This is a genomic window from Paenibacillus nicotianae, from assembly GCF_042681745.1.
Classification (GTDB): domain Bacteria; phylum Bacillota; class Bacilli; order Paenibacillales; family Paenibacillaceae; genus Saccharibacillus; species Saccharibacillus nicotianae.
In genome coordinates, this window is the sequence record NZ_JBHUGF010000011.1 from 38,433 (window position 1) to 54,144 (window position 15,712).

The window sequence follows — 15,712 nt, forward strand, 5'->3', positions numbered from 1 at the left end:
AGAAGCTGTATTTTTTGTATATATCTATTGAAATTGCATCGTACTGATGATGTCGTGGAGTAAAGGGATATGTTAAAATAAAACCATAACAGGCAGGCATGGGGTGAATAATACAGATGCAAGGAAAAATTCTGGTTGTCGATGATGAACAACCAATCGCAGATATACTGAAATTTAATTTGGAAAAAGAAGGTTATGAAGTCATCTGTGCATTTGATGGAATAACCGCTGTTGAATTAGCATTTGCAGAAGAACCGGACTTGATCTTATTGGATCTGATGTTACCAGGAAAAGATGGAATGGATGTATGCCGCGAAATACGCACACGTATGCATATGCCTATTATTATGTTGACTGCTAAAGATGCTGAAATCGATAAAGTGTTAGGATTGGAACTCGGTGCAGATGATTATGTCACCAAGCCGTTTAGCACACGCGAATTGTTAGCACGTGTCAAAGCACAGATTCGTCGTCAGCAGAAATTAACAGCAGTACCAACTGCACCAGCCGCCAAAGAAGAAGAGAAAAAAGGGCTTCGTTTGCTAGAGCTATTTATTGATACGGATATGTATATGGTCTATAAAGAAAATCAACCGCTTGATCTTACCCATCGAGAATACGAATTGGTATATTATATGGCGAAAAATGCAGGTCGCGTGATGACACGTGAGCATTTGCTTCAAGCTGTCTGGGGATTTGAATATTTTGGCGATGTCCGTACAGTCGATGTAACGATTCGTCGATTGCGTGAAAAGATCGAAGACGATCCTAGTAAGCCCGAATATATTTTAACGCGTCGTGGTCTTGGTTATATGATGCGTAGTCCAAAATCAGGAGGACTATAACGTGAAGCGCAGATTTCCGTTGCTTCCAGGGTTCAGCCGTACGATTCAAGCGCGGCTGATTATTATTTATGTACTGCTTATTTTGATTGCGATGCAGTTGATTGGCGTGTATTTCGTGAGCGCTATGAAAAATTCGTTAACCAGCAATTTTACACAGGATCTGCAAGAACGCGCTGAGTTGCTGTCTGTTCTGGCAGCAGATAAATGGTCGGGTAGCGGTGAAGCAGGTTCTAATGCGATCAACGATCTAAAGTTGATGGTTGATAATTTATACAATATGAGTGGAACAGAGATTCAAGAAATCCAGGTGTTAGATATCAGCGGTCGGGTTGTTATTTCCTCGCTACAATCAGGTACCGATCTGGAAGGTCGTCGCAATACACAAACAGTAGTCAGTCGTGCGTTACAAGGAATAAGCGACAACGAAGAATATATTATTGATGAGACAGGAGAGCGCAAGCGTGTTGTTGCCAAGCCCGTAATTAGCGGTGGCAAAACAGTAGGTGCTGTCTATATTGTTGCTTCTATGAAAGAATTGTACAGCACGATGAAGCGTATCAATGGTATTTTCTTGTCCGGTATTTTGATTGCACTCGCTTTAACGGCTGTACTAGGCGTGATTCTGGCGCATACGATAACACAACCGATCAAAGAAATGACCCGAAGAGCCAAAGAAGTGGCAGAAGGGAATTTTGATCATCAAATGACGGTCTATAGTGATGATGAGATTGGACAGCTTAGTGAAGCATTTAATTATATGACCAGTCGGTTGCGTGACGCCCTTGCTCAGAATGAAGAAGAAAAAGATAAACTGGCTTCGATTTTGAAAAATATGAGTGATGGCGTTGTCGCTACCGATGAACAAGGTCGCGTTATTTTACTTAATCGTGTCGCCGGCACAATGATGAATGTCAGTGAAGAAGCGATTGTAGGTAAAGAATTAGCAGACCTTTTGCATTTGCCTGAAAATGAACGTACCAAATTGTTAAACGGAACACTTCGCCGTACAGTGCTCAAATTAGGTGAAGAATATGAAGGTAATTCTTCGATTGTCCGGGTTACATTTAGTCCGATACATCGTCGTAAAGAAAGTATCACCGGTATTATTGCAGTACTACAAGATGTAACAGAGCAAGAAAAGTTAGAAGGAGCTCGGCGTGAATTTGTCGCCAATGTATCGCATGAATTACGCACTCCACTAACTACTATTAAGAGTTATACCGAAGCGTTAGAAGATGGAGCGCTCGAAGAACGTGCGCTTGCTGAACGATTTATCGGTGTGATCCAAAATGAAACGCAGCGTATGATTCGGCTAGTTACCGATTTGCTTCATTTATCACGCTTAGATTCCAGTGAAGCGATGTTACGCAAACAGCGTACCGATGTGCGAGAGTTATTAGAAGATACGATTGATCGCTTTTCTGTACAAATGCAGCAAAAAGATATCCAGTCTGCTACCGATCTGGATATTGATGTAGGCAGTGTGTGGATCGATCGAGATCACATGGATCAAGTACTCGATAATCTAGTCTCTAATTCGTTAAAATACACACCGGATGGTGGTAAAGTGACACTGGGTGCTTATAGTACAGAAGATGGAATGGTTGCGATAACCGTAACCGATACAGGAATCGGGATTCCCAAGCAAGACTTGGATCGGATATTTGAACGCTTCTATCGGGTAGACAAAGCGCGTTCTCGCAATATGGGAGGAACCGGATTAGGGCTTTCTATTGCCCGGGAAATGGTGCTTGCGCACGAAGGTCATATTTCTCTTGAATCAGAGTTTGGACAATGGACTAAAGTGACAGTTACGCTACCTTTGCATGAAGAAGGAGATGGAGTACATTGAGAGAAAATATCAAATCCATCTTACTTGTGGGCTTAATTGTAGTCAGTCTGGTGCAAAGTTATTATCTGATTTACCGGATGCCTGGAGCAGATTCAGTTGCTAATTCGGAAGCTAGTTATGTGCAGACTGAAGATATGGGTCCACGGACTACGATTGAAAATACTATTTTTCCAGATCAGATGATTGTGCATCTCAAAAATAATAAGCATACGGTATTCTACCCGGCATCATCGAATTACAATGCTATTTATAGTCGTCTCAAAAGCAGTAATTTTAGCCAGTTCAGACGATTATCTGTTCAAACTATCAATTGGAATGAAATTCGTAATGATGCAGGGCTAGAAATGACATTCAGTAGCGGTATCCCTGTAAGTCTGTTAGAACGAACACTGGATATTAGTCCAGACTCGTTATTTGAAGGCGATACAGTGAACCGAATCTGGATCTATAACACAACCAACAGTACCAAGCCACGTGCTTTCTTTTTTAGTGCAAGTGGAGATGTAGTGTATGAAGCAACAGATATGGCATGGACAAATACAGATATTCAGCAAATGACGATCATGAGTACAGATTCGATCAATTACCTTTATCAAACAGACGGTTATTATATTCCGCAGACAGCGCTAAATATTCAATCACTAACCCTCAAGCTTGAAATGTATACAACAGAACAAATGCAGCGTAATCTGTTTTTTGATCCAGGAGCCACACGTAATATTAATGAAGAAAATGGCACCGAGATTTATACAGATAGCAAACGCAGTCTACAAGTCGATACGAAGCAGAAATGGATGACATACACCGATCCGACAGCACCAACAACCGGAACGAACAATGTATCGGATAATGTATTATCTGCGATTGATTTTGTGAACCAACATGGTGGATGGCCGGGATCGTATATGCTGATGATGGATAATAACTCCAATGATGATAAAGAGTTTATTTTCCGCCAGTATATTCAGTCCTATCCGATTGTAGATACAGAAAAATTAAAATTCGGTTATATGAAGCTTGTGATGGAACATGGTACAGTATCTTCTTATGAGCGTTCGATGTTGTATACAGGTGCTAACAATCCGCCAATGAACGAATCGAATATTACACGAGCAAAAGTAATCTCACTGCCAGGTGGGAAAGCATTAGAGAACTTGATCAAAGCACAGATTCCTGCTGATCAGATGATTCGTAATATCTATCCAGCCTATCGTCCGACACTTGGTAATGGCGTGATTGTGCTGAATCCGGTATGGATGGTCAAATTGCAAGATGGCAAAAATATTGTACTGAACTCAAGCAATACCACTATAAGTATGAAAAAATGAACATGATTTGGGAGGTCCACGATGGATTGGGGAAGAGCCAAAAGCGTACTGATCTGTGCTTTTTTATTGCTGAACGGTTTACTGGGATACCAGTTGTGGGTGGATGTACGTGATCAAGCCCAATCCAATCTGGACTTTACCTCATTAAGCGATAATGCGCAGCAAGCGATGGAAGAAAAACATATTCAAGTGACTGCACAGATTCCAAGAGACACACCTATTTTGTCCAAAGTCATTTACCAGTATACCGGGCAAGATGTTATTGAGACACCGATTAAGCTGAAAAGCTCTGTCGATAGTCAATTGATCTTTAACGAAGATGAATTACGTAATCAATTAGCAGATGAAATTCCTGATATCGAAAATTATCGGTATGATCCATTAGTGAGCGAAGAAAGTGTATTTATGCTACATCCGCTTATTAATAGTGATCTTCCTCTATTTAATATGAATCTACAGTTGTATTATAGTAATCAGAAGATTACTTCGTATACAGAGCCTCAATGGACAGTAAGTGCTAATCAAGATCAACCGAAGCAGGAAATTATCTCTGCATCGAATGCTCTTGGAAGCTTAATTGAAAAAGAAATACCTGAAAGTTCGGTCATCAAAGATATCGCGCTTGGCTTTTACGGGCAGACACTGGATAGTACTCATCAGCTAGCTGTACCGGTATGGCGCATTGCGCTAGATAGTGGAGCTTTCTATTATGTACAAGCAATAAATGGAGAAGTGATTGTTCCTCCAGCGGCAGAAAATAAGGAGTAGAGTAGACACATGGGAATACAGTTTACAGTCTTATCAAGTGGATCGACAGGCAATGCGACCATTGTTCAAAATAAAGATGCAACTATCCTTATCGATGCTGGATTGAGTGCACGTCGAATCGGTGAATTATTACAAGAACGTGATCTTACCGGTGAACAGATTCATGGGATTCTGATTACGCATGAACATTCCGATCATATTAAAGGATTAGGCGCAGTTGCTCGCAAATATGAATTACCGATCTATGCAAATGAAAAAACATGGGGCGCGATGGAGCGCTCAATCGGCAAATTATCTCCCGAGCAAAAACAAATTATGCAAACAGGCGATCATCTTACATTTGGTTCAATGCGAATTGAATCGTTCGGTATCTCGCATGATGCGGCAGAGCCTGTAGGGTACTTTTTTACAGATGGAGATGAAAAGTTAAGTCTGGCTACCGATCTAGGATATGTAAGCGATAAAGTGATGCAAAGTATTGCAGGTTCGGATGTGTTAGTACTTGAAGCGAATCACGATATTGAAATGCTACGTATGGGCAGATATCCGTGGAATACCAAACGACGGATTTTGAGCGATATCGGTCATTTATCGAACGATGCAGCAGGTGAAGCGTTAAGTGAACTGCTTACACGCAAAACTAAACGTACGTATCTGGCTCACTTGAGTCGGGATCACAATATGATGGAACTTGCCAAGCTAACAGTACGGGATGCGATGGAGAGTAGAGGCTGCTTTTACAAAGATCATGAATTTAAGCTATGTGAAACGTATTATGATCGTCCTACACCATGGGATATTATAAGCGATAAATAAATTCAGTTTCAGAAAATGGTTATTTTTGGTAAAATTGAAATCATGTATTTGATCTGATTAGCATAGACAAGCAAAGGGGCGATCAGCATGGGCTTATTTGATGATGATTTCTACAACACCAAAGTATCGCGGCGATCCAAACGAAAAATGTCTGTGCCATTTTCATCTTATCGCAATCGTTCTTTAGGAGGACGTTCCAGATCTGCATCTACGATCAAAGTAATAGCAGTTAGCTCGATTAGTAGTGCTGTAACAGTGCTAGCAATCATCAGCTTATTCGGATGGTATAGCAACAACTCTTCTTCTTCTGTTGTCGCTAGCAGTATCGTTCCTACGATGACTCAACAAACAGACGGTAATCCGTATGAACAGTTAATTCATGTCGCTAACGAAGTGCGTCCAGCGATGGTGAGTATTGTGAATTATCAAGATGAGTCGTCTACACTCAATGAGTCTGCACTTGGATCAGGGGTTATTTTCCGCAAAGAAGGCAGTAAAGCCTATATTGTCACCAATAATCATGTTATCCAAGATGCTGATCAAGTCAAAACAGTGCTAAGTGATGGAACGACACTCGCAGCGACTGTCGTTGGAACAGACTTTATCAGCGATATTGCAGTCTTATCGATCAGCAGTAAAAATATCGATACTGTCGCTCAATTAGGCAACTCGGATCAGCTTCAATTGGGCGAGACAGTCATGGCTATTGGCAATCCACTAGGATTTAATGGTACGATGACATCAGGAATTATTAGCTACAACAATCGCTTAATTCCTGTATCGCTGAATCAAGATGGTACGTATGATTGGGAACAAAATGTGATTCAGACCGATGCTGCGATCAATGAAGGTAATAGTGGCGGAGCTTTGGTGAATTTGAATGGACAAGTGATCGGTATCAATACGATGAAAATCTCAGATACCGGTGTTGAAGGACTGGGATTTGCGATTCCAATCAATGAAGTGATGAAGAATGTCGATCTACTGATTAAAAATGGTAAAATTAGCCGTCCGTACTTGGGCGTATATACAACAGACTTTGATAATAAAAATGCGTATCGTCTTTTCGATGAACAAGAAAAAGATTACAAAAAGCCAGAGTTACCGAAAGGGGTAACCGATGGCATTATTGTGGTCGAAGCGAGTGGACCTGCCAAAGAAGCAGGGATTCTTGCAGACGATATTATTGTGCAGTTGGATCAACAAAAAATCACTTCTACACTTGATTTACGCAAGTATTTGTATAATCATAAGAAGGTCGGTGATTCGCTTGAGATCACCTATTATCGGGATGGCGTGAAGAAGGACATTACTCTTCAACTTCAGTCCAAGCCTGATTGATCCACTTGCCGATATAGATATTGAACCAGTAAAGGAGCTTGACCCTATTGATGTATGTCGTATGTAAAGAACACATTGAAAAAGCATTGGAAGAATTCGTAGATGAATTGGAAGAAGCACCGGATGTTGTCGATCTAAAAGAGACCGAATTTTCGGACTGGGACCCGCCTGCAAAATGTAGTTATTGCGAACAACATGCTGAATTTTTGGTGGTCTAATCAGATCAGGTAACAAGATCGCAACTATTATACAGTGACTTAGGTATTCATGAAATGGCGTTGTATAGAGAGAAATCAAGTGAATGTAATCATGAATTTATAACTAATAGGCATTCTAATCAGCACGTACAGATCATGAGCGGATCAACAGGGGTAGGAACCGTAAGCGCGGTTCCTTATTTCCTTTTGCCCGAACAGGGTGTAGGTGCTTTTTATATGAGCTTTATATCTTGACGTTACTGTCATTATTTTTTAACTTTGCTGAGATTCTCTGAATAGAGTGCTTCTATATAATAAAAGAATAGAAAAATGGGTAAATAAATCAGGAACATGTACAGAAAGGGTAGAAGAAATGAATAACATCTGGGCACTTTTACATAAGGGGCGGGTAAGTCATGTCTAAACCGCTTCAACAGCACCGTTACATGTCAGGACTGGATGGGTTACGTGCTTTTGCTGTAATGGCAGTAGTATTGTATCACCTCAATATAGATTGGGCACCCGGTGGATTGCTAGGTGTCGGTATATTTTTTGTATTATCCGGTTATCTCATTACAGATATTCTTGCAGGACAATGGGAACGTCATCATCGATTTGATCTGGTCGACTTCTGGATAAGACGTGCTAGACGTTTATTGCCTGCGATGTTCGCGATGGTCATTGTGGTCGTGTTGTGGTGTCTGGTCGTAGATCATTCCCGTCTGCCTGCACTGGTCGGAGATGTACCTGCGGCATTGTTCTATGTCAGCAACTGGTGGTTTATTTTCCATAAAGTATCGTATTTTGAAAGCTTCGGGCCAGCTTCGCCACTCGGTCATCTCTGGTCGCTTGCTGTCGAAGAGCAATTTTATCTGATCTGGCCATTGCTACTTGCATTAGGGCTGAAATTCCTACCAAAACGTGTCAATCTAGCCGGTTGGATTCTGAGTCTAGCTGCAATCTCAGCACTGTTAATGGCTGTATTATATGAACCAGGTAGCGATCCAAGTCGTGTCTACTATGGAACAGATACACGTATCTTTGCATTGTTGATCGGAGCAGCGCTTGCGATTGTATGGCCAAGTGCCAAGCTCAAATCTCGCGTCTCCAGTCAAGCACGTACCGTATTGGATATTGTCGGTGTCGTAACGTTATTCGTACTGGGATGGATGATCTGGCATACGAATGAATATCAGCCATTTTTATATCGTGGTGGAATGGTGCTGATTGCGATTATCACAGCACTGCTGATTGCTACGTTAGCGCATCCAGCCAGTCGCCTTGCGATTGTACTCGGTTGCAAGCCTTTGCGCTGGTTAGGCAAAAGATCATATGGTCTGTATCTGTGGCATTTTCCAGTCATCACCCTTTCAACTTCACAGGTTAGCACGACAGAACCTTCGATTATAAAAAGTATTGTACAGGTTGCTGTCAGTCTGCTACTGGCAGAGTTATCCTGGCGATATGTAGAACAACCGATTCGGTATAATGGATTCCGCAGTATTCGCTTAAAATATCGGTTACAGCATATGACATCTCGGGCATGGTTGCATAGCGCTGTGATCGTCGTCGTGTTCGTATTAGCTTCAACAGCAATTAGTCATCTGATTACCACAGATCAAGAAGAGACAGCAGTAGCGCAAAATGCAGGCAATCAAGCTCAAGTGATTACACCTGCACCTAAAAATATATCGTCTCACGCAGCAACAACGGATCATACCCATTCAGAATCATCCAATACAGAAGATTCAACCGATCCGTCCAAAGCAGATTCAACAGCAACTACAGAAGATTCACCAGAAAGTAAGCAACCTACAACAGAAACCAGTAAAACAGGTACCGAAGAAAAAAAATCAAATGCTACGCATAAAGAACCGGCTAAAACAACAGAAATCGATACAATTTCAGGCAAAGGGATCAGCGCCATCGGGGATTCTGTGATGTTAGATGTAGCTCCTTATCTAAGTGAAGCCATGCCAGGTATTGTGATCGATGGCAAAATTGGCAGACAGTTAACTGAAGCATCAGGCGTTGTTCAACAGCTTTCACGTAACGGACAACTGGGTCACAAAGTGATCTTAGAACTTGGAACGAATGGATCATTTACCAAAGAGCAATTAGACGATCTTCTATCCGACCTGAAAAGCGATAGTGTGAAGAAAATTATTGTAGTGAATACACGTGTTCCGCGCCCATGGGAAAGTGTAGTCAATCAGGCACTCAGCGATGCCGCCGCAGAAGATTCACGTATTACGATTATCGACTGGTATTCAGCAAGTGCCGGACAAGATTCGTACTTTGCTCCAGACGGTGTCCATTTGAATCCATCGGGCGCGCGTGCGTATGCAGCATTGGTGGTCAAAGCATTAAAATAGTTATTTGGGATATAAAGGAAAATAAACCAATATTATTTTAAAAAGGTATTAAAAAACTATTAACAATTGTCGATAATAATAAAGATGGCTTCATAAGTGCTCCCTGCATGCCGACTGAGATACAGTTAGCGTGCGGGGAGTTTTCAATTTATGTGAGTATTTATAGAGTGGAATCATGAGCATATACATATAAGTAGGAAAAGGATATTGAAAGGAAAACATTATGCCTATACAAATGGTTCATGATTATAAGTATTGTTTCTTGTATTAGAAAGTTCAAGCACGACATTTTGTATAGAGTCCACATGCCCAATGAAGATGATTACCAGTACAACCTTAACTAAAATAAATTAAATTTGCTAATATCAGAAACATGAATCCATTTTTACAGATTGAAATCTTCGATTTGTATCATCAACAGACTATACAGCTCTGAAATGTTCGAAATTAGAAGCCCTATTCCTTGCGGAATAGGCTTTTTTTGTTTCTGATATGAATTGAAGGTGCTCTAGATGAATTTACTTACGTTTATACTTCATTTTTCAAAATAAAGACTACCAGCTACCATACTAGATCGCTAGCTGTGATTACGGTAGTGCGAAAGCATCTAGTCATTTTTTTGTATATATTGTTACAAAATACGAGTAAGCAGCGTCTTACTTGTGGCAAAACGTATTATCATTCATACAGCCAAATGAAGGGAGTACACACATGGATATTCAAGGGATACTTGGTACGCTATTAACACTTCTACCAAAAGTAATCATTATAGCGTTAGTGCTTTTAGGCGTTATCTTCCTTTTTTATGTTCTATATCGAAAAAGGGGTGGCAAAAGAAAGTTCTCGGTCATACAGTTTATAGCAGGTTATTTGCTTATCATGTGGTTTGGGATAGTTATGATGTTAACTACATTCAGCAGAGGGGCAAACTTTGAGGGATGGGTGAATTTTCGACTGTTTAGCGGCTATCTGAGTGCGTGGAATCAATGGTCTCTCAGCGAGCTTCAACTTATTATTTTTAATATGATGATGTTTATGCCACTTGGCTTTTTGATGCCATTGCTGGGCATTCGAACGCGGCGCTTTACTTTTGTGCTAATGATTTCTCTAATCGTAACTATTAGTATTGAGCTGACTCAGATGCTTAGCAGAAGGGGTATTTTTGAGTTAGACGATATTTTTCACAACACACTAGGCAGTATAGCAGGCTACTTGATCATGCAGGCTATTCTAAACAGTATGAATCAGCGAAAGCTAGACTTCAAATCGACAGAGCTTGCGCTGTGTATTCCCATAGCGTTTGTTCTATTGTTTACCGGTGCATTAGCTGTCTATCAGGCAAAAGAGCTGGGTAATCTCTCAATTCGACCAGCAATCAAACAGAATATGGATGGGGTCGAAGTTAATATGACTGCCAAGCTTCCAGAGAAGGCGGAGCCAGTTTCACTCTATGTTAATCATAGGATTTATAATCTGGAGTATGGCAAGCATATAGCTGCGCTTATTCAACCATCTTTCCATCTTCAGCAGAAGCAAGGAAAACGAGTGGATAGAATGAATCGAATATGGTCATTTACCGATAGTAGCGGCAACTCGTATACGTTCAACTATAACGTGCAGGATGGTGTATGGCAGTTGTATAATGCGAGTGGTGAAGAGATTAAGCTCACTAAGGAAGAACTAACAACGCAAAGAGAGTTCTACGAAAAATGGATGCTGGACAATGATATTTTGCCTGCTGATACCGTATTTAGCATACAGAATGAGGATACGCTGAGATGGGATATCCAAAAATCAGTGGATGCTGTTGCAAAGGACGAAAAGGATTTTGCTAACGGAATGATTATGATTATACCTTCTGCTGATGATCAGCAGGCGCCTCGTGATTTATTTGATGCGATGAATAAGAATGAGTATGTACGTAAAGTAGACGTAATAAGTCCAGCACAAGCATATGCGTACATCCTTCAGGGGGATTTCTACATGTATAATGATCTGAAGAAAGGCGACGTGCTAACCGTTGAGAAATATGAGCTTGCATATAACTATGATTCGAAAGGATATTACCAACCGGTGTATCGCTTCACTGGAAAGGTGAACAAAGAACAGTGGGAAACGCTTGTACCAGCAATGTCTATTTCTTAAAGGGGATGCTTGCCCAAGGCTAGATAGTGTACACTTAACAGTAAACAGGCTCACGATCAGCCAAAGGATATTTAAAGGAGAACGTTTATGCATATACAGATTATTGGGGTCGGCAAATTAAAAGAAAAATATCTAGTACAAGGAATCGCAGAATATAGTAAACGTCTTACACCTTATATCAAATTTCAGACGATTGAAGTGAACGACGAAAAAGCACCGGATACGTTAAGCGATGCCGAAGTACGGATTGTGAAGGACAAAGAAGGCGAACGGATACTGGCTCAGATCAAGCCAGATGCGCATGTGATTGCGTTGACACTAGACGGGAAGCTATGGAGTTCGGAAGATCTAGCGAGTGAACTGGATCGGTTAGGGACGTATGGTAGCAGTCATGTGGTGTTTGTGATCGGTGGGAGTCACGGGCTAGGGGATGAAGTGTTGAAGCGTGCGCAACAGAAGTTATGCTTTGGACGCATGACCTTACCGCATCAGTTGATGAGGTTGGTGCTGGTAGAGCAGGTGTATCGGGCGGTGAAGATTAATCGCGGGGAGCCGTATCATAAGTAGAGCGAACTCTTGAGGATTGCAATGCAGATATCGACTGCAAAACAGGCTAGCACTATTATTCTGACAACAAATAGCCCCTCTAACTAGAAATATCACAAGGTGGCGCCAGGAACAGCAACAGTTGAAGTGAAACGCATACGTAAACTTATTTTCAATTTCCGCGGGCATAGAGCCTAGCGGATTTTTCTTTATAAAGTGATGGAATCTGTTGAATTAGGCAAAGACTCCGACAGAAAAGGCAAAGACCGCAGTATTCAATCCCCTATACTTAGAGTAAACATCCTACCGATAGAAAAGAAGCTTTTTGAAAATGCATGACTTGGTTACAGGAGCGACAGGCTTGATTGGCATACAACAACAGAGGAGGGTCATTCATATGAGAAATAAAATAATTAGGGGAATTGTGTTCGTTCTCGCATTTGCGATTGCTGGATACGCCATTGTTCAGTATGGCTTTCTTAACGCTAGTAATGCTGGATTGGTTTCTTTCAAATTGCAAAAGCCGAATTTTGAACTCAAACCATGGATATATGTGCTATACACCCATATTTTCATCGCGATATTTGCTTTGATTATAGGACCCTTTCAACTATTTATAAAGCCAACTAATGGCAGGAAACGTTGGCATCGCTTATTTGGATACGGATATGTTTTTTCGATTATAGTTAGTGGAATCGTGAATGTGTATCTATCTATTTTTGCGACAGGAGGTTGGATTTCCGGGCTTGGGTTCATATCACTCGATGTACTGTGGGTTACGACTACGCTTATTGCAACGAGAAAAATTCTGGTCAAAGACATGCAAGCTCATAAAACATGGATGCTTCGCAGTTATGCGCTTACTTTTTCGGCTGTCACGCTTCGAATCTTATTAGCGCCATTGATTTTTCTGCTTGGCGATTTCGAGGCAGCGTTTCGGGCTGTTGCTTGGCTTTGTTGGATTCCTAATCTGATCGTCATAGAAGCCGTGATTTACAGAATGAGGTTGCGGCGGGAACAAGGATTTACAACTGCCACGCCAAAATGATCCATAAAACTGCGCATCCATAGCGCAGTTTTTTTGCGTACGGTGGAATAGGTATGAGGATGGAATTGATTCATATTTGCTATTTATAGACTACGAGAAAATTTAAATTTCGCTATTTCCTATAAAGCTACTAATAGTTATAAAGCTTTTTTTCCTTGAGAAATTCCAACATGTATATCCACCCCATTAATCCAAATAAAACAAATCCAAATGCATACAGTGATCCGTAAACGGGAATGAAATCAAGTATGGTTAAAGCAAATCTCTTTTTTAGCAGCGGATAGAACATCGAAACGATAATAACGATGTAGAAGGCAAGGCAAGAAAGAACTAAAAAGAAGGTTGCTTTTTTATATAATGTTTTTCGCTTCAAGTAAGTAAGGAGATATGTGGTGTAAAGCACAATATTGCAAGCAAACAAAGTGACACCAATGTACTCGATGGGCTTGGAAAAAATCATACCGATCGCGATCAAGATGGGTCCTATAATATCGATAGCAACGACCCATGGATACCAGTTTTTCTTCGTCATGATCCGTCCGAGCATACCAATAAAAATTGGAACAATAGCAGACGAAAAATGAAAGTGAACCGAACTTAATGCATGGGTGTCAGGATTAGCTTGAAAGATGTTCAATTGATACTGATAAAGGGTGAACCAAATACCTCCGATAAAAAAGTAAATAAGTCCCGCGCCAATCGCCGTTTCTGCTATTTTTCCCTTATGTATCACTATATTGATTATCCCGTACATACAAAGCAGCCCTGTGAGCAATAGCCAACCAAGAGAAAGTGCGCCCGGTATAGATGTACCTTGTAACTCCCAAACTCTACTGCTCATCATAGAGGCTAGAACAAAAAGCGCGGCAGGGAATTGAAACAGCTTCATAGTAGTAAATATGATCTGTTGATAGGTATTCTTTTCGTCATATTTCAATAATAAAATAACTAGAGGTACAATAATAAAAGCGGCAAACAGTAGAAATTTTTCAACGAGTTCAAATTGGAAATAATCAAGAGAAAATATTACAATAATGATCATTGCACCTGGAATTATGGGTACGAATAATGATGTCATCTGTTGTTTCTGGAAACGACGCATGGAAGCTCCTTTCTAACTAGGCTCAGCGTTATACTTACCTCTATTTGGTTGTAAAGTATTCTTTGTAATAGCTGGAAGATGCTTTTTTAATAGTTTAACATAGTTATTCGCCGATAGATCTGTCCTACCGAGTCGTACTGTAAGTAAGGATAAAGCCATTGTTAATCAGAACATTACAATTTTGTACGATATAAATTCTAGAGAATTAATCAAAGAATGGGAGATAACCATGAGCATAAGATACACCGACTATGTACGTATGAAAACAGGTCAATACCAGTCTGTAGGGAAATTTGGTGATGATATTTATGTATTTGAGATGTTAACAGGTATAACAGACACAGCAGAGTATCATCAGATTTCGAAACAAGAATTCGATTCATTTGAAGTCTGGTCTGAAGAAGCACCAGAGTATCCAAAAACATATGAAATCCTTGCACGTCCTGTGCTTTGTAGTGGTTATTTGGGAAAAGCGTATTTAGATCCTTCGTTGCTTCGCGATATGTAAATGGGTAAAATGATGTTTAATCCTAAGCAATAAAAAATGATCTCGAAAGGATATGTACGTTATGAAAAATTTTATTATTTTTGGAGCCAGCAAAGGATTAGGTGAAGCATTTGTTAAAGGATTACCTGAAAAAGGTGATCGTGTGTGGGTGGTTTCTAGAACGTACCCTAATAGTTTAGATGTTGAAGATGGTATAGAAAAATATTGGATTGAAGCGGATTTGGCGAAACCTGATGCAAGTCATCTGATTGCGAATGCATTGAATGACGTTACCATCGATGTATTGATATACAATGTAGGCATATGGGAGAGCAAAGGGTTCAGAGACGACTATGATTTTGAGCAAGATGATCCCGCTGAAGTTGCGAACATTATCAATATTAATGTTACTTCTACAATCACCTGTATCCAGAAGCTTTTACCGAATTTGAAAAAGTCAGATAACGGCAAGATTTTCTTGATCGGTTCTACAGCAGGTCTGGAACATAATGATTTTACACAAGTCTCATTTACAGCTTCCAAATTTGGCTTGCGTGGTATTGGAAATTCGATAAGAGAGCATGTGAAGAAATACGGAATTGGTGTCACTTGTATAAATCCGGGTGAGATTGCAACCCAAATTCCTTTAGAAGATGGAATCGAAAAAGTATTGTCTACATACGGTGGAACCCAGATTCCACTTCAAGATTTGATTTCTTTAGTCAAATGCGTGATGAATCTGTCCAAAGCTTCTTGTGTCAAAGAAATCAACATGCCAGCAATGTTAGATACAAACGGGTAATTGATTCCAACAAGAACGATTTTAAGATAAAAGTGAAATTCTTTTCAAAAAAGCCACTCT

14 protein-coding genes are annotated in these 15,712 nt (G+C 40.4%); 13 read left to right on the forward strand and 1 reads right to left on the reverse strand.

The annotated features are described in order from the left end of the window. Nucleotides 1-116: 116 nt before the first annotated feature. From yycF to ACFSGI_RS18940, 11 genes are all read left to right on the forward strand, one after another. Nucleotides 117-845, forward strand: coding sequence for a response regulator YycF (gene yycF, locus ACFSGI_RS18890; RefSeq protein WP_204825766.1), 729 nt, complete (start codon nt 117-119; stop codon nt 843-845). 1 nt (nt 846) lies between these two features. After that, complete coding sequence (gene walK, locus ACFSGI_RS18895) at nt 847-2,697, forward strand: cell wall metabolism sensor histidine kinase WalK (protein ID WP_204825767.1); 1,851 nt, start codon at nt 847-849, stop codon at nt 2,695-2,697. Continuing rightward, entirely contained in the window at nt 2,694-4,025 is a 1,332-nt protein-coding gene (locus tag ACFSGI_RS18900; RefSeq protein ID WP_204825768.1) for a YycH family regulatory protein, read from the forward strand. The genes walK and ACFSGI_RS18900 overlap by 4 nt, the downstream gene beginning before the upstream one ends. A gap of 21 nt (nt 4,026-4,046) precedes the next feature. Continuing rightward, nucleotides 4,047-4,793, forward strand: coding sequence for a two-component system regulatory protein YycI (gene yycI, locus ACFSGI_RS18905; RefSeq protein WP_204825769.1), 747 nt, complete (start codon nt 4,047-4,049; stop codon nt 4,791-4,793). A 9-nt stretch (nt 4,794-4,802) separates the two neighbouring features. After that, nucleotides 4,803-5,609 carry an MBL fold metallo-hydrolase gene (locus tag ACFSGI_RS18910; protein ID WP_204825770.1) on the forward strand — a complete coding sequence of 269 codons (807 nt, stop codon included), beginning with the start codon at nt 4,803-4,805 and terminating at the stop codon, nt 5,607-5,609. Between the two features lie 87 nt (nt 5,610-5,696). After that, complete coding sequence (locus tag ACFSGI_RS18915; protein ID WP_204825771.1) at nt 5,697-6,950, forward strand: S1C family serine protease; 1,254 nt, start codon at nt 5,697-5,699, stop codon at nt 6,948-6,950. A 50-nt stretch (nt 6,951-7,000) separates the two neighbouring features. Next, nucleotides 7,001-7,168: a CxxH/CxxC protein gene (locus ACFSGI_RS18920; RefSeq protein ID WP_069326412.1), complete on the forward strand. Its 168-nt coding sequence runs from the start codon at nt 7,001-7,003 to the stop codon at nt 7,166-7,168. A 395-nt stretch (nt 7,169-7,563) separates the two neighbouring features. Beyond that, a complete protein-coding gene (locus ACFSGI_RS18925; RefSeq protein ID WP_204825772.1) occupies nt 7,564-9,522 on the forward strand; it encodes an acyltransferase family protein in 1,959 nt (652 codons plus the stop codon). Nucleotides 9,523-10,233: 711 nt separating this feature from the next. Beyond that, nucleotides 10,234-11,667 carry a VanZ family protein gene (locus tag ACFSGI_RS18930; RefSeq protein WP_204825773.1) on the forward strand — a complete coding sequence of 478 codons (1,434 nt, stop codon included), beginning with the start codon at nt 10,234-10,236 and terminating at the stop codon, nt 11,665-11,667. A gap of 87 nt (nt 11,668-11,754) precedes the next feature. Then, on the forward strand, nt 11,755-12,234 hold the full coding sequence (rlmH, locus tag ACFSGI_RS18935; RefSeq protein WP_204825774.1) for a 23S rRNA (pseudouridine(1915)-N(3))-methyltransferase RlmH: 480 nt from the start codon (nt 11,755-11,757) through the stop codon (nt 12,232-12,234). Between the two features lie 376 nt (nt 12,235-12,610). Then, nucleotides 12,611-13,261: a DUF2306 domain-containing protein gene (locus ACFSGI_RS18940; RefSeq protein ID WP_204825775.1), complete on the forward strand. Its 651-nt coding sequence runs from the start codon at nt 12,611-12,613 to the stop codon at nt 13,259-13,261. Nucleotides 13,262-13,391: 130 nt separating this feature from the next. On the opposite strand, the gene ACFSGI_RS18945 is transcribed toward ACFSGI_RS18940, so the two are convergent. Then, a complete protein-coding gene (locus tag ACFSGI_RS18945; RefSeq protein WP_204825776.1) occupies nt 13,392-14,363 on the reverse strand; it encodes a YndJ family transporter in 972 nt (323 codons plus the stop codon). Nucleotides 14,364-14,592: 229 nt separating this feature from the next. Between ACFSGI_RS18945 and ACFSGI_RS18950 the strand changes: the two genes are divergently transcribed. Further along, nucleotides 14,593-14,871, forward strand: a complete 279-nt coding sequence (locus ACFSGI_RS18950; RefSeq protein WP_204825777.1) for a hypothetical protein — start codon at nt 14,593-14,595, stop codon at nt 14,869-14,871. Nucleotides 14,872-14,932: 61 nt separating this feature from the next. Beyond that, nucleotides 14,933-15,652 carry an SDR family NAD(P)-dependent oxidoreductase gene (locus tag ACFSGI_RS18955; protein WP_204825778.1) on the forward strand — a complete coding sequence of 240 codons (720 nt, stop codon included), beginning with the start codon at nt 14,933-14,935 and terminating at the stop codon, nt 15,650-15,652. Nucleotides 15,653-15,712: the final 60 nt, after the last annotated feature.

What these genes read in the sequence shown, in the direction of transcription:
- ACFSGI_RS18920 (WP_069326412.1), top strand. Translation starts at nt 7,001, where the DNA reads ATGTATGTCGTATGTAAAGAACACATTGAAAAAGCATTGGAAGAATTC.
- ACFSGI_RS18945 (WP_204825776.1), bottom strand. Translation starts at nt 14,363, where the DNA reads ATGCGTCGTTTCCAGAAACAACAGATGACATCATTATTCGTACCCATA.
- ACFSGI_RS18940 (WP_204825775.1), top strand. Translation starts at nt 12,611, where the DNA reads ATGAGAAATAAAATAATTAGGGGAATTGTGTTCGTTCTCGCATTTGCG.
- ACFSGI_RS18955 (WP_204825778.1), top strand. Translation starts at nt 14,933, where the DNA reads ATGAAAAATTTTATTATTTTTGGAGCCAGCAAAGGATTAGGTGAAGCA.
- ACFSGI_RS18930 (WP_204825773.1), top strand. Translation starts at nt 10,234, where the DNA reads ATGGATATTCAAGGGATACTTGGTACGCTATTAACACTTCTACCAAAA.
- yycF (WP_204825766.1), top strand. Translation starts at nt 117, where the DNA reads ATGCAAGGAAAAATTCTGGTTGTCGATGATGAACAACCAATCGCAGAT.
- yycI (WP_204825769.1), top strand. Translation starts at nt 4,047, where the DNA reads ATGGATTGGGGAAGAGCCAAAAGCGTACTGATCTGTGCTTTTTTATTG.
- ACFSGI_RS18915 (WP_204825771.1), top strand. Translation starts at nt 5,697, where the DNA reads ATGGGCTTATTTGATGATGATTTCTACAACACCAAAGTATCGCGGCGA.
- ACFSGI_RS18950 (WP_204825777.1), top strand. Translation starts at nt 14,593, where the DNA reads ATGAGCATAAGATACACCGACTATGTACGTATGAAAACAGGTCAATAC.
- rlmH (WP_204825774.1), top strand. Translation starts at nt 11,755, where the DNA reads ATGCATATACAGATTATTGGGGTCGGCAAATTAAAAGAAAAATATCTA.
- ACFSGI_RS18910 (WP_204825770.1), top strand. Translation starts at nt 4,803, where the DNA reads ATGGGAATACAGTTTACAGTCTTATCAAGTGGATCGACAGGCAATGCG.
- ACFSGI_RS18925 (WP_204825772.1), top strand. Translation starts at nt 7,564, where the DNA reads ATGTCTAAACCGCTTCAACAGCACCGTTACATGTCAGGACTGGATGGG.